This is a genomic window from Nostoc sp. (assembly GCF_036918245.1).
In the GTDB taxonomy this organism is placed as follows: Bacteria; Cyanobacteriota; Cyanobacteriia; order Cyanobacteriales; family Nostocaceae; genus Nostoc.
The window spans coordinates 22,100-36,351 of record NZ_JBALEF010000068.1 but is presented as its reverse complement, the minus strand read 5'-3'; the positions used below and the strand labels follow the sequence as shown (position 1 = coordinate 36,351).

General features: G+C 38.9%; 11 protein-coding genes. 9 read left to right on the top strand and 2 right to left on the bottom strand.

What is annotated here, in order from left to right:
• Nucleotides 1-2: 2 nt before the first annotated feature.
• Nucleotides 3-1,358: a proton extrusion protein PcxA gene (locus V7L12_RS18530; RefSeq protein ID WP_335086392.1), complete on the top strand. Its 1,356-nt coding sequence runs from the start codon at nt 3-5 to the stop codon at nt 1,356-1,358.
• Nucleotides 1,359-1,462: 104 nt separating this feature from the next.
• Entirely contained in the window at nt 1,463-2,755 is a 1,293-nt protein-coding gene (mltA, locus tag V7L12_RS18525) for a murein transglycosylase A (RefSeq protein ID WP_335086390.1), read from the top strand.
• Nucleotides 2,756-3,090: 335 nt separating this feature from the next.
• Here mltA and V7L12_RS18520 read toward each other — a convergent pair whose 3' ends face one another.
• Both V7L12_RS18520 and V7L12_RS18515 read right to left on the bottom strand, forming a co-directional pair.
• Complete coding sequence (locus V7L12_RS18520) at nt 3,091-3,324, bottom strand: DUF3134 domain-containing protein (RefSeq protein WP_094350689.1); 234 nt, start codon at nt 3,322-3,324, stop codon at nt 3,091-3,093.
• Between the two features lie 203 nt (nt 3,325-3,527).
• Nucleotides 3,528-3,956 (bottom strand): hypothetical protein, encoded by a 429-nt coding sequence (locus V7L12_RS18515; RefSeq protein ID WP_334814969.1) that lies wholly within the window; start codon nt 3,954-3,956, stop codon nt 3,528-3,530.
• A gap of 1,612 nt (nt 3,957-5,568) precedes the next feature.
• On the opposite strand from V7L12_RS18515, the gene V7L12_RS18510 reads away from it, so the two are divergent.
• The 7 genes from V7L12_RS18510 to V7L12_RS18480 all read left to right on the top strand — a co-directional run bounded on the left by V7L12_RS18510 (nt 5,569) and on the right by V7L12_RS18480 (nt 14,240).
• On the top strand, nt 5,569-6,759 hold the full coding sequence (locus V7L12_RS18510; protein ID WP_335086388.1) for a choice-of-anchor tandem repeat GloVer-containing protein: 1,191 nt from the start codon (nt 5,569-5,571) through the stop codon (nt 6,757-6,759).
• A 562-nt stretch (nt 6,760-7,321) separates the two neighbouring features.
• Nucleotides 7,322-7,942 carry a hypothetical protein gene (locus tag V7L12_RS18505; RefSeq protein ID WP_335086386.1) on the top strand — a complete coding sequence of 207 codons (621 nt, stop codon included), beginning with the start codon at nt 7,322-7,324 and terminating at the stop codon, nt 7,940-7,942.
• 14 nt (nt 7,943-7,956) lie between these two features.
• Nucleotides 7,957-8,328 carry a hypothetical protein gene (locus V7L12_RS18500; protein ID WP_292764466.1) on the top strand — a complete coding sequence of 124 codons (372 nt, stop codon included), beginning with the start codon at nt 7,957-7,959 and terminating at the stop codon, nt 8,326-8,328.
• The gene (locus tag V7L12_RS18495; RefSeq protein ID WP_335086384.1) at nt 8,282-11,029 is read left to right on the top strand and encodes a hypothetical protein; all 2,748 of its coding nucleotides are present in this window, start codon (nt 8,282-8,284) and stop codon (nt 11,027-11,029) included. Before V7L12_RS18500 ends, V7L12_RS18495 begins: the two co-directional genes overlap by 47 nt.
• A 264-nt stretch (nt 11,030-11,293) precedes the next feature.
• Nucleotides 11,294-12,148 (top strand): hypothetical protein, encoded by an 855-nt coding sequence (locus tag V7L12_RS18490; RefSeq protein WP_335086382.1) that lies wholly within the window; start codon nt 11,294-11,296, stop codon nt 12,146-12,148.
• Between the two features lie 128 nt (nt 12,149-12,276).
• Nucleotides 12,277-13,326: a hypothetical protein gene (locus V7L12_RS18485; protein ID WP_335086380.1), complete on the top strand. Its 1,050-nt coding sequence runs from the start codon at nt 12,277-12,279 to the stop codon at nt 13,324-13,326.
• Between the two features lie 92 nt (nt 13,327-13,418).
• On the top strand, nt 13,419-14,240 hold the full coding sequence (locus tag V7L12_RS18480) for a hypothetical protein (RefSeq protein ID WP_335086378.1): 822 nt from the start codon (nt 13,419-13,421) through the stop codon (nt 14,238-14,240).
• The last annotated feature ends 12 nt before the right edge of the window (nt 14,241-14,252 follow it).

Genomic DNA, 14,252 nt, shown 5'->3' with positions numbered 1-14,252 from the left:
GATTGTCCGCAATGAAAAACTCTGTTTTTAGTCAAAAAATCTATTCTTTCTTACTTGCTGCTTATCGATGGTACTTACAGACTCCTGAACGTTCTTTACATGAAGCTTACGATGCAGCATTAAAAATTCAGGCAATAGAAGATAAGCATTTCAATGGTAATAAAATAGACATTGACTCGGCCATGTACAGTAACAGTGTGATGGATTATTTTGAGTCAGACCTCAACAAGCTATTAAAAATTGCCAGGATGCGGTTGACGGAGTTTAGAGGAAGCCGTTGGTTTGTAAATGAAGAGAATCAAAAAGCTGCCCAAAAAGCAGGTATAGAGTATCTAAGTCCTTCTTTAGTTTTGGAAAAGCTAAACTATATCGATCAAGTTATATCTAAATACACAACAAGTTCCGATCAAACAACTTCCAAAGCTTTAGTAGTAAAACCTCCAAGTCTACCAGTTAACTCTGTGATATCTGACGACAAATCGCTGCTCGTCAAAACTCCAACATTACCACCCAAAATACCAAATCAAGACTTAAATAATAAACCAAAAGCCAAGAGTAAAACCGATACAACGGGTATTTTACCTCGCTCTATTTTAAGTACTATCAGTCGTCTGCAAGTTGAATTAGACCCTAATTCGGAACAAGAAGTAATTCAGAGTTTTCGTCAAACTCAAAAAAGAACAATAATATCTCTCAGGTTTATTTTACTATTAATTATTGTACCACTTTTAACGCATCAGATAGCAAAAGCTTTCGTAGTCGGCCCAATTATTGAGCGGTTTAGAAGCACCCAGGAAATGCAGATATTTCTCAATTCCGAAATGGAAGAGGAAGCTCTTGTAGAATTACAAAGATTTGAAGAAAAGCTCAAGTTTGAAAATTTCATTATCAAAGCTCCTCCACTGTTACCTGAGCAGATGGAGACCGAAATGAAAAAGAAGGCGAAAGAGCTGGCTGAAGAATTTCGTCACGAAAGCTCTGGTGCTATCAAAAATGTTTTTGCAGATATGTTCTCGGTGGTTGCTTTTATCTGGCTTTTGTTAGTCAGTAAGTCTTCTATTGCTGTGCTTAAAGATTTCTTTGATAATATTGTCTACGGACTTAGTGATAGTGCGAAGGCATTTATCATTATTTTGTTTACTGATATCTTTGTAGGATTCCACTCTCCTCATGGCTGGGAAGTACTTCTAGAAGGAGTATCACGTCATTGGGGATTACCGGCAGATAGAAATTTTATCTTCTTATTTATCGCTACCTTTCCGGTGATTTTGGATACCATATTTAAGTATTGGATCTTCCGATATTTGAACCGGATATCGCCTTCTGCTGTTGCGACTTACCGTAATATGAATGAATAGGGAATAGGGTAAAATTTTTGGTGTTATGAAACAATTAAATGATTTTTGGTTTTTGATTTTAAAATTTGAGCGAGGTGGGATAATCTTAAAAATTTTTAATTTTAATGAAAAAGAGATTTGCTGGGTTAGGAAAGTTTAACAAAATTATCGCCATCAGCTTACCTGTGATTTTGTCGATTTTACTGGTGCGGATGCAATCTTTCACGCATCAAGAACTCATTTCGCCAGAATGTCAGGTGAAAAAGTGGGATCTACCAGTGTCCTTGACTGCTGAAAATCAAGATGCATTTCCACAAAAGCAAAAATTACCATTAATCCCAAGACTACCAATTACTTGTTGTCAAAGTGATCCCTCTTGTTTGGATGAAGTAATTTATGGAAAAATACCAGAGAAAAAGGCACTGATAAGTGCGATCGCTCGCAGTCTCCAATATCTGCAAACAGCTAATGCTGCGACTGCTTATCAAAACTATCCGGTGGCTGGGATTACGCGCGATCGCGTTTTCAAAAGCTTGAAAAGATTCCGGGAACTCCTCTTAAAAACTAATTCTGCAACAGAATTACATCAAGCCATTGAGCGGGAATTTGTTCTTTACCAGTCAGTCGGTAAAGATAACAAAGGTTCCGTTTTATTCACCGCCTATTATGAGCCACTTTACGCAGCTAGTCGCGTCCCCACAACAGAATATCGCTATCCTGTTTATCGCTTACCTCCTGATTTCAACTCCTGGAGTAAGCCTCATCCGACACGTGAGGAGTTAGAAGGAGTAGATGGTTTGCAAAGTGCAAAAGGGAAATTGCGAGGATTAGAGTTGTTTTGGTTTCGCCTTCGCCTCGAACCATATCTAGCTCAAATTGAAGGTTCGGCGAGACTTCAGCTTCCCGATGGTACTCAAACAACAATCGGCTATGCGGGTAACACCGCTTATAACTACAAAAGTATTGGGCGAGAATTAGTGAATGATGGCAAATTACCGCTACAAGGTATAACTATGCCAATTATTCTTGACTATTTCCAAAAACATCCCCAAGAATTAAATATTTATATTCCGCGCGATCGCAGCTTTGTTTTTTTTCAAGAAAATCACGGTGAGCCAGCCCAAGGTTCTATCAATGTACCACTAACAGCAGAGCGTTCTATTGCTACAGATAAATCTCTCATGCCTCCTGGTGCTTTAGCATTGATTCGCGCTTCTATTCCCTTTGTTAATCCTACCGGAAAAATGCAGGAGCGCATTATTAGCCGCTATGTTCTTGACCAAGATACCGGAGGTGCAATTAAAGGTGCAGGTAGAGTGGATTATTTTTTAGGTACTGGCAAAATCGCAGGCGATCGCGCTGGTGTTACAGTCAGCAATGGACAATTATTTTATCTCTTACTCAAGTCCAAGAATTAAACACACTCGCATTTTAATACTAAAATTCCCAACTTTTTAGATAAGTCAGGAATTTTAGCCTTTCGGCGTAAATGAAACACCCATTCCAAATCAATGGAACGCTTGCCATATAGTATACTTCTTGCATGAATCAAAAGCCCTCACCCTAAATCCCTCTCCCAAGCTTGGGAGAGGGACTTTAAAATTGGCTCCCCTTCTCCCAATTTTGGGAGAAGGGATTGAGGGCAAATTTTGCATTTGTGCAAGAGGTCTAGTAATTACGAATTACGTTAGCGAGTTATCGTTCGCTTTTAGCGTCTCGTAGAGAGCGTCATTACGAATTACGAATTACGCTACTAGGCTTCCAAATCCATCTCAGCATCATCATCGTCATGATCGTAAGGGATATCGTCAAGGTCTATCATTTCGGAAATTTCTTCTACTTCAGTTAGATACTCAGATTCTTGATGTTCGCGTTCGATTAGACGACCAGTTGACTTCAACCATTCCAAGAGAATAAACTCATTACTTGTACGAATTACAGGCGCTCGCTGGTTACGAGGTTCTTCGCGCAAAGGACTTATAGGCATAAAAAAACTCACTTTAAACTACAGGTTAGCGTACAAAAACGTCAAAATTGTACATTAAGGTTAAAAGTCTTGTATGACAAGTCTTTTCTCAACAGACAAAATATGACCCATTGAAGTTTTGTCTCAAGTCCATTTAGCTACCTACCATTAAAATGTCCCGGCGTCAGTTTTAATAATAAATATTTCAGCAGATGCAATATATATTACAAAGCATTTGGTAGCTTGACGATAGTTTCATACATATCAGAGGGTAATGCAGACAGTCTATTCGCTACAGCGACTGCATCAGCTAAGTTACTAAATTGACACCGGACTATTTCTTGTCCATTTCCTGAAGGGAATCGTTTCCTAGCTTTATTAGATACAGCACAAATAACCGCTAAAGCTTTGGCGAACCCGTCTTTTGTCAATATTCTTTCTTGAGCGAACCCTTCAACAGGGATAAGACAAACCTCAAACCGATACCCAGGTCTGGGAGAAACAGCTAAGTCAATATATGGTTTATCTTCTTTTCTGATTCGGCGTAAATATTTGGCTGTTGAATTAGGATCATGCAAATCAGTCCCAAGGGCGTAAGTAAAAAAGCAATCTTCTGTGAGGGACTCAGGACGAGTAATTATATCCGTGGGCATAAGTTCCAGTAGTATCCGTATGTTGTCTGCGTGTGTGACACACTAGACTTGTCCGTTCTTCTTAGCACATTTTCTTTAACAGTTAGGTGTATCAGTGTCACGCGAGGTATTACAATACATTTCGGCTAACTAAAATTTCAATTTTTAAAATACTTATGACATCAAACACCTTCAGAATCAAAGGGTGTAGAGATTTAGATTCGCAGAGGGGTCTATATAGTCAGTCACATGACCGAAAATATTTCTCAACAAATAAAATCATAACATAGTTGATGCTAAAGCCTGCGATCGCTTCACCTGACAGCATCGGTGAATGCCTAAAAGCGATCGCAATCACAAACTATCTGAATATTTCTTTATACTCATCTACTTTTAAACTTCAATGGTACTCAATTTACTATCTCTAGTTGAATTAGAGCAACAGCTAAAACACTTAGCTATGTACTGTTGCAAATTCCCTATATTTCCTAATTATTAAGGGCATATTAATGAATTATTTACATAAATGATCGCCTAAATAAAACCCCAGGATTATATTTATAATCTTGGGGCATAATTTTCATATTCATACCAAGATATTTACAGGATTTTGCAACTACATAAGTTACATCCCTTCCCAATCCTCACACCACTTGCTTTTATAGCAGGAACGCTAAAAGCGAACAAGGGAGCAAAGATCGAGTTTGGGGAGGGTGGCGAATTTCTGTACCTTACGTTGACGTAGCCTCTGTCTTTGACACGCTGTTCGCGTTCGTAGAGAAGTTGAAATCTGCTTTATAAATCTCAAAGAGGCAAGGGTGGTTAAGACCAAAGACAATATTAACGTAATTATGGTAAAGCTTAAATATATTTTGGGAATTTAGAGGTGTTGGAAGAATCGTTTTTATGGCACTTTTATTCCTTTATTCAGAGAAAAATCAGAAGCTTTCACCTAATATGTAGTTTTTCTTCTTAAGATTTTTTAGAGGTTTTAATCTGTATTTAATAGACCTTACTAATTACTTGACAAAGTGCACACTATTAATACCTATTTTGAATCTAGATTTGGTGACTATTTCTGTCAAAATTGTGGATTTTTTACCGTTTTTTGTGTTTTTCACGACATCAAAACAAATAAATAGTGGTTTATGCTACCTAACGAAATCATTAATCGTGCCATTCACGTTATTGACTCACTGCTAGTACGGTTTTTGTGATGTAGGTAAAAAGAGGCTGTCTGAGTCCTTTTCAAATAGGGCTATACCAACCAGGCATTTTTGTACTAGTGTTTAAGCTAACAAATTATACCAGTCTTAGATAAAAATGCGCTCGACATATGTTAATGCGTAGCAATATCTTCTAGGTAAAGAGTAAAAACCAACACATACAAGATGTTGGGATCTTGGATTTCGTCCTTCAAACGCCACTTGCTTCTCCCTTGGAGCCAAAGGAGAGGCTGGGCGTAGCTTGCTTAAACGTAGAAAAGCCGGAAAATCCTTCTACATCTGTGGTTTTCAAACCACAGATGTAGCAATCACTTTTCAAATTGGTATTAGTTATGAGTAGCAGCCATCACAAAATCCGTTAGAACTAGCTACGATTCCGTCTCCATTAAACTTTTTTGAGGTATTCAATGAACAAGATTAATCTGTACAAACAACACCAGACCAAAAATAGGGTATTGATTTTTACTTCTTTGACTGTTTTGGCTTCTTCATTAGTACTACCCTTCCAACAAGCCTTTGCTGCAACATTGACTACTGTTGTAAATTTCAACGGCACCAACGGAGCTACACCAAGAGCGGGTGTACTTAAAGGCAACGGTACTGATGGCAATCTTTATGGAACTACTTCTGCTGGTGGCACTTCTGGCAAAGGAACTGCATTCAAGTTAACTCCTACTGCTTTCACTACTCTGACCACACTGATAAACTTCACCGGAACCTCTGGAACCAACAAAGGGACTAATCCAGTTGCTAGATTATTCCAAGCAGCCGATGGCAATTTATATGGGGCAACCTTTACAGGTGGTACAAGTGACCTCGGCAGTGTGTTTAAATTGGCGAAAACAGCTTTTACAACCCTGACAACTCTTGCAAATTTCACAGGCACTAATGGGGCTAACCCAGCAGGTCGACTGATTACAGGTACTGATGGCAATTTGTGGGGGACAAGCTCTACAGGTGGGGCCAATAATAAAGGAACTATATTCAAGGTTTCGCCCACCACCGGGGCACTGACCACCATTAGAAGCTTCAGCGGTACTGATGGAGCAACTCCATTAGCAAGATTGCAACTGGCTACCGATGGAAACTACTACGGCAGCGCCTCTGCTGGTGGAGCAAGTGCGAAAGGAGTTGTCTTCAAGTTAACTCCCGCAGGAATACTGACTTCATATAGCTTTAGTGGCGCCAATGGAGCAAATCCACAGTCTGGATTAATTGAATCTAGCGGATTCCTCTATGGCACTTCTAAACTGGGTGGAGCCAACAATAAAGGAGCTGTATTCAAGGTTCCGGTCGGTGGCGGTACACCCGTTTTAGTTGCCAGTTTTAATGGCACTAATGGGGCCAATCCAACAGCTGCACTCATCAAAGCAAGCAATGGTAACTTCTATGGCACAGCTTCTGCTGGTGGGGCAAATAACAAAGGAGTTATCTATCAGCTGACTGGGGCAACCATCACCGGCTTAATTAGTTTTAATGGTACTAATGGGGCAACGCCAGAGTCCACGCTAATTCAGCTCTCGAATGGTGCAATTTATGGTACTGCCTCTTTTGGCGGTACTTCTAATCTAGGAACTGTGTTTAAGTTTGTAATCTAGTTCCAAATCTAATCGGCGTGTAGAAAATGGTAAAACGTACATTTGAACGTTTACCATTTTTCTACAATCTATCTAAACTTTTCAAGACAGGTATTTGAATTTCGGTGACTCAATACTGTTTCATATCATGTTCGCTCCGAAGAACCCTAAAGAGCCAAAACGACCCTTGGTCTGCCCTAAGAGCAAGCCTACGGTGTACATACAAGTCTGAAATGTTTATAGCAGTTCGCTCAGATACCTGTGAGGTAGAGAAAGTCAAGGTTTTGAAGTTGGTTTACCCAGGCTATCTGTATGAGAAGATTGAGAAAATTCTCAAACTCGAGAGGACTCTACCAGTTCAATCTCGATATTTGCAATCCAGCTTTTCAAATCAGAGAAATTTAGTTTTAGTTTTATCTTAATATCATGTTAACTTAACTTCAGAATACTAATGTAGAATATAAAACTTTACTACAGGTTTATAGTTTGATTAATAATGAATGATGTTAAAGTATGTTAAATTGTAGCAATTGTAAAATTCGATACAAGGATTAATTATAGTACACCATAGGAAAATTAGCAAATGTTTAGACAAAGTTCTCACGAGAGAAACTTTTTCAAAGCTTTAACTGGTAGTGCGGCGAAAGAATCTCACAAGTTAAGACGGGCATTTAAATCCTGTCTAAGTATTCTGGTTGAATCTGTACCTTTTTTGATTGCTTGTGCTGTATTGGTTAGCGTTATCAGCCTCAAAAGTCCTATCTTGCTCTGCTGTTTACTTGTGGGTAGTTTAATTGCAGTCATCATCCAGCAAATTGGGCAGCAAGTGAATTTACCAAGGCGATCGCTAATATTATTACAAATTTTAGCAGCAGCGATCGTTCTGAGTTTATATTGGTTAGACTGGTTTGCAGCCCCTGCACAAGCACAGTTTTTTGGGAAAGCTGAAGACTTTTTCAAAACCAGCTTCCGTGGTTCAGCAACCAATGGTGGTGATAGCAACACAGCAATAAGTTTGATATTTAATGTGTTGCGGGCAATTTACTTACTCTATATTGCAATTTCCTTAGTTGGTGTGATTAACGCAGTGCGTAAAGATGAAGATTGGCAAAGTATCGCCAGAACTCCCCTATTAGTGGTTGTTGCTGTTACCGTTGCTGATGTACTTACAGGCTTTGTAATTGGCGCTAGCCCTAATAAATAATTCAGATATTTCAAATGTCTCAAGAGCGGGAACAAGAATTTCGTCCAGTCAATCAAGTTCTAGGAAGCCAACCTTCGTTAGGGCCAATTCCTGCCGATCAAATTCTTCCTTGGACGGTAATTGCCTTAGCCTCCTACTTTATTATCAATGGGATTTTTGGGGGGATTTTCCAAGAAGAGTTTCAAAAATGGTTGTGGACAGTACTAATTACTGGTTGGGGAATAGGAACTTGGTGGATCTTAACTGGTGGTAGGAGTTGGAGTTTTTTAAGTAAATTTATCGGGGTTCCCGCTTGGACAAGAGGCTTTGCTCGTTATCAAAGCTTACTGGAAGTTAACCATGAAGCAAAAAATCGGAAAACAAAGCGTCGGCATCGCCGGAAATGAAGGTAGATTAACGCCATTTGAAGATGCCTTGCACTTGGCGACAATGCTGCGTGTCGCCATGAATGGACGTGATATTGGCGCTTATCTTTTGACAAAAGGTACTCAAAAAGATCGGTTCTGCTTTGTTTTTGGTTTTGATTGTAAGGGAATTCATACCACCTTAAGACCTGAACAAATTGATACACTTTTTAATAACATTGAAGCCGGATTAAAAGACATTCCTAGCGGTGAAAGGATGACGCTGCACTTGGGTTCTTTTAGCTCAGACAAAGAACGCCAAAAAGAATTAGCAACATTAATCAGAAATGCGCGATCGCGAGACATAAAATATTTATTGATGGCGGAGAGAGCTAGAATTAAAGAACTGACTCTTTCTGGAATTCGTAAACCAAAATTTTTGCGGATTTATGTCACATACACCATTGAATCTAACTCGCAACACGCAGATGATTGGATAGAAAAGCTTTTAGTCAAAGCTGAATCGTGGTGGTTGAAATTCAAAGGCGATCTTTCAGAAGTAGAAAATCAACGCATTGAAACCCTGATTACAAATGCTTACAACCAAGGTTTTCTTCGTTGGGAACAAATCTTATCTAACAAAATGGGATTGGATGTCAAACCTTTGACTGCTGATGAACTTTGGAGTGACATCTGGAAAAGGTTTAATGATACGCAGCCAATAGATATTCCCCAGTTAATGACTTTAGATGAACAAGGACTACACGAACAAGTTAATTCCGATTTAGCTAGTACTAAATTGCTTCTAGACAATATCCACGGCACAACTTTGCTGATGGAATCTAGTGTACCTTGTGCCGATCGCCGCTGGGTTAATGTTAATAATCGTTATATTGGCACGCTGTCATTTCTGGAAAAACCCGGCGGTTGGCCCAATAAATCGGCTCAACTACGCTATTTATGGGAGCTGTTGGCCAGAGAAACAGTAGTAGATACAGAAATTTTTTGTGAGTTGACTGCCGCAAATCCAGCAGTGGTAAAAACTACTTTGCAACGAGTGCTGAAGCAGTCAAACATGACGACAATCATGGCTCAAGAAAAAAGTAAAACTATTGATGTCAACGCTCAATTAAAGTTGAAGAAATCGGTAGCAGCACAAGAACAGTTATTTGAAGGTGCAGTCCCGATTTATACGAGTGTCGCTATTTTAGTACATCGTCCAACTGTAGAAAAATTAGATGAGGCGACAAGATATATTGAAAATTGTTTTCAACGCCCAGCCAAGGTAATTAGGGAAACTGAATATGCTTGGAAAATTTGGCTGCAAACTCTACCGATAGTTTGGGAGGGTTTATTAGCAACACCCTTTAACCGTCGTCAGCTATATTTAACAAGTGAAGTTCCGGGATTAATGCCTCTAGTTTTAAGTAAAAAAGGTGACAAACAAGGCTTTGAGTTGATTGCTGAAGAAGGCGGAACACCCATACATTTAGATTTATTTAATCAGCACAAAAATTTAGCTTTGTTTGCTACAACTCGTGCTGGTAAATCGGTGTTGGTATCAGGGATTTTAACTCAGGCTTTAGCGCATGGGATTCCGGTTGTAGCGTTAGATTTCCCTAAACCTGATGGGACATCTACTTTCACTGACTACACAGAGTTTATGGAGGGGAATGGAGCCTATTTTGATATTTCCAAACAATCGAATAACTTATTTGAGCAGCCAGACTTACGATCGCTAGAAGCAGAACAACAGCGCGATCGCTTCAACGATTATACCGCCTTCCTGGAATCAGCCTTAATGACAATGGTTTTAGGATCGTCCACTGAAAGTCAAATTTTATCGCAAACCGTGCGATCGCTGCTCAACTTAGCATTAGAAGCCTTCTTTAGAGATGAGGGCATCAAAGAGCGATATCGACAGGCGATGGAGGGAGGATTTGGCACTCTTGCTTGGCAGAAAACCCCCACTTTAAAAGATTTTCTCTTTTTCTGCTCACCAGAACACTTGCAGCTAAGTTCTTTAACTGGCAGAGTAGAAGACGCTCTCAGCCAAATTCAGTTGCGCTTACGCTTTTGGCTTTCTAGCCGCGTGGGACAAGCCATTTCTGCACCATCCAGCTTTCCTACCGATGCACAACTTTTAGTTTTTGCTCTCAGAAACCTATCAGATAGTGAAGATGCAGCCGTACTATCCTTGAGTGCTTATTCAGCCGCACTCCGACGCGCATTAAGTAGTCCAGCTTCCATATTCTTTATCGACGAAGCACCAATTTTATTTGAGTTCGAGCAAATTTCCGACTTAGTTGGTAGAATTTGTGCTAACGGCGCTAAAGCCGGTATCAGAGTCATCTTATCAGGACAAGATCCTGACACCATTGCCAAATCTAAAGCTGCATCGAAAATATTGCAAAACCTGACAACACGATTGATTGGACGCATTCAGCCAGTTGCAGTAGATAGTTTTGCAGACATCTTGAAATATCCCCGCCAAGTTATTTCTCGTAATGCCTCAGAAAGCTTTTTTCCCCGCAAAGAAGGCGTTTATAGCCAATGGTTATTAGATGATAACGGTATTTATACATTCTGTCGTTATTATCCAGGTTACGAGCAATTGGCAGCAGTTGCTAATAACCCTGCTGAACAAACTGCACGTAGCAAAATGATGCAACTTCATAGCGATAAATATGAAGCAATTTCTGCGTTTGCGCGTCAATTAGTGGCTACTCTACGTAGTAGTTAATTGAATTATGTAAGTAGTTAATAGTGAGTCAAACCATTTTGGATTTTAGATTTTTGATAGTGTAGCATTAGCGAGTTAGCAACGTCTTTTAGATTTACTGCACCCATTCTCGGGTTGTAGCTCAGGAATTTTAGATTTTAGAATAGCGTCGGCGATTGAACCGAAAAACTAATTCTATTATCCAAAATCTAAAATTAGCACGGTTCAAAAGCTAAATTTTTACCTCACTATATAATGTAGTTTATCTTTCTCAGGCACAGATGTATGCGAAAAACTACCATTTTCACTTTTACCTTGCTATCATCCCTGGCAATACTACCAGCAGTAGCACAAGTTCAGACGGGCGGATTAGGTCAGGTTTGGACTGACTTTCAATCATATTCCCAAGATATGCAAGATTACTTTCAACATAATAATTTAAAGTATACCTTAAACCCTTTAGAACAAGGCCAGAGTCAAATTGCGATTGAGAGTGCCAAGGGAGATTTGAAGATACCTAACCCCGTTGCTGCGGGACAAAAAATTCGTGATGATTCAATTAATTACTCTTATAATTCAGATGCTAAATCAAGTCGCTTTGAGAATAATGCAGCAGTGCGAGGAAATTTAGTTAGTAATGAAATTAATCGTATAATTACCCGTGGAGTAGCGGTAGGTGTTCTTGGTAAAAATGGACAAACTCGGATAAAAACAAAGTTAGAAAATACTGAGAAATCTCTAGAAGACATTGAGGAATTTGCCCAGACAGCCAACGACAAGAGTCAAGGATTGCTCGATTTACTTCCTACTAACATTGATTATAGTAAAATCGCTAGTGTAGACCCAGGTGCTGCAGTTTTAGCAAGATTGCTAGGCGCTAATCAAGAACAAACCCTTAAAATTCAACAGGAACAAATAAAAATTGTAGCTGAAACATTTGGTCAGACATTACAAAATAATCAGGCTTTGCAATACTCTAATTTAAATTTAGCAAACATTTCTCAGCAGTCTGAAGAGGCAAATCGCGCTCGGAGAGTAGAAACATCTACAGAAGCAGCGCGACTTTTACGAGCGACTTCTCAACTAGATTTGTTTGGCAGAAAAGTTAATCAGCAGGATTTTAAGAGAAAAAAACTCTAATCTTTTAGACCATTTTTAAAATACTTTAAATTGTGATAAACCAATAAAAAATCTAAAAAAGTTTAGAAGGGTGCGTTATTTTCCTAAAGCACCTGGCAAAATCTAAGAAAATAGCCCATAAACTCAAAATGCAACTTGCTATTAAACTAATTTTTGCCCAAGTAGGCATCGATCAGGTTATCGATAATGGTGCTGCAACTTCCCAAAGTATTGCTGATGGTTGGGACAAGCAATGGCTGGATTTATTACAAAATAACACCAGTAATAACTTGTATGGAGCACTGACAAATCTGGGTATTTTTTTTGCTGTAGGAACCCTGTTATTTTTTATGATACAATTCCTCAAAGACTTAATATCCTACGAATACACCCGTCCCATATCAGCTTTAATTTGGCCTTTTATTGTGGTAGTACTCTTAAGTAATTCAGGCAATGGAAGTATACTGTCTAATCTGACGCTGGGAGTGCGGAATGTTTTAAACACTGTGAATCAGCAAGTAGTGGTTTCAGCAGATGCAGATAAAATATACCAGCAAGCACTGAATATGAGTGTTGCTGAAGAAGTAGCTGGTTCTTTACTACGTCCTTGCCAATCTTTAACTGGCGAACAACAAAGTCAATGTTTTGTGAAAGCTGCTGAAAAAGTCAACGTTCTCTGGCAGAAATATAGAAATATTTATGGAAATAAAAACTGGATAAATAGACTACAAACTAAGGTAGATAATATTAGATATGGCACTGGCATTGTATCAGAAACCTCTTTTAATTCTCTGTTAGGTTCTACAGTCCAAACGAGCATCAAAAACTTTTTAGTTTCCTTACAATATGCCTTCCAAAATTTGATAGAAGCTACTATGTTGTTAATAGCAGTTTTAGGGCCAATAGCTGTAGGTGGATCTTTACTACCTGTAGCTGGTAAACCAATTTTTGCATGGCTGACTGGATTTCTATCTATTGGAATCGCCAAAATTTCCTTCAATATTATTGCTGTGCTGACTGCCGCAGTTATTGTCAATGGCCCAGGTCAAAATGCTAATGTCGATCCAGATTTAATGTGGTTCATAATTTTTCTGGGGATTTTAGCACCAATTTTATCTTTACTTGTGGCTGCTGCTGGTGGTTTTGCAGTCTTCAGCGCAATCAGCAGTACGGCTTCTTTAGTAAAGGAGAGGATATAGAAAATATAAAATTTTTGCAAGTGTTGTAACTAGTAAGTATATGCAAAACATCATATATAATAGCTGAAGTTTTTGCAGGAGGAGGTGAAGAAATGGTGCGTTTACTAGAAAAAAGACAAAGAACGGGAAGTGTTTTGACGTTTTTTGCGATCGCAACCTTTAGTTTACATATATTAGTTTTATTTTTATTCTTATTACAAGGGCTAAATATTCGCCAACTCAGTCTGAGAAAACCTCCCAACTTTGTGCAATTAATCGACGGTAAACCAGTAAATAATATTGATGATTTAGCAAGAGAACCAGAAGCAATTCGCCAATTTATCAGCAAAACGATGATATCAATGTTTAGTTGGTCTGGAACCTTACCACCACAAACTATTGAAGAAGTCGCAAACCCCAAATCCGATTTAGGAATACTGATTAATACACCTCAAGGTGGTAGCCAAAAAATTACTACCAGCAGTTGGGTAGCTAGTTTTGCCTTATCAGAAGACTTTCGCAAAGGTTTTTTAAGCACAGTTGCAGAAATCACACCGCCAGAAGTTTTCTCTGAAAATCCCAACCAAGCGATGACTTCACAACTAATAATTAAGAGAGTTTATCCGCCAAAACAAATTGCACCAGGGAAATGGCAAGTGGGTATGGTAGCCGACTTAGTTCAAAAAAACCGAGTTGGTGGTGCAAAACTTATAACTCCTTTTAATAAAGATTTCCTTGTACGTGCAGCAGATTATTTTGCTAATCCACAAGCCGACAATAGTACCGATTTGCAAAAAGCAATTTATAGTGTCCGCGCTGATAGACTAGAAATTTATGAAATTCGTAACTTATGTTTGCTAGATGACTACAACCCGAACAAAAATCAATTAAAACAATGCGGAACTGGACAAACATCTGATAGTTTTATCAGATAATCGATTTTTTAC

Coding starts and splice junctions, on each gene's coding strand:
- V7L12_RS18505 (WP_335086386.1), top strand. CDS start 7,322: ATGTTTAGACAAAGTTCTCACGAGAGAAACTTTTTCAAAGCTTTAACT.
- V7L12_RS18510 (WP_335086388.1), top strand. CDS start 5,569: ATGAACAAGATTAATCTGTACAAACAACACCAGACCAAAAATAGGGTA.
- V7L12_RS18520 (WP_094350689.1), bottom strand. CDS start 3,324: ATGCCTATAAGTCCTTTGCGCGAAGAACCTCGTAACCAGCGAGCGCCT.
- V7L12_RS18485 (WP_335086380.1), top strand. CDS start 12,277: ATGCAACTTGCTATTAAACTAATTTTTGCCCAAGTAGGCATCGATCAG.
- V7L12_RS18490 (WP_335086382.1), top strand. CDS start 11,294: ATGCGAAAAACTACCATTTTCACTTTTACCTTGCTATCATCCCTGGCA.
- mltA (WP_335086390.1), top strand. CDS start 1,463: ATGAAAAAGAGATTTGCTGGGTTAGGAAAGTTTAACAAAATTATCGCC.
- V7L12_RS18480 (WP_335086378.1), top strand. CDS start 13,419: ATGGTGCGTTTACTAGAAAAAAGACAAAGAACGGGAAGTGTTTTGACG.
- V7L12_RS18515 (WP_334814969.1), bottom strand. CDS start 3,956: ATGCCCACGGATATAATTACTCGTCCTGAGTCCCTCACAGAAGATTGC.
- V7L12_RS18500 (WP_292764466.1), top strand. CDS start 7,957: ATGTCTCAAGAGCGGGAACAAGAATTTCGTCCAGTCAATCAAGTTCTA.
- V7L12_RS18495 (WP_335086384.1), top strand. CDS start 8,282: ATGAAGCAAAAAATCGGAAAACAAAGCGTCGGCATCGCCGGAAATGAA.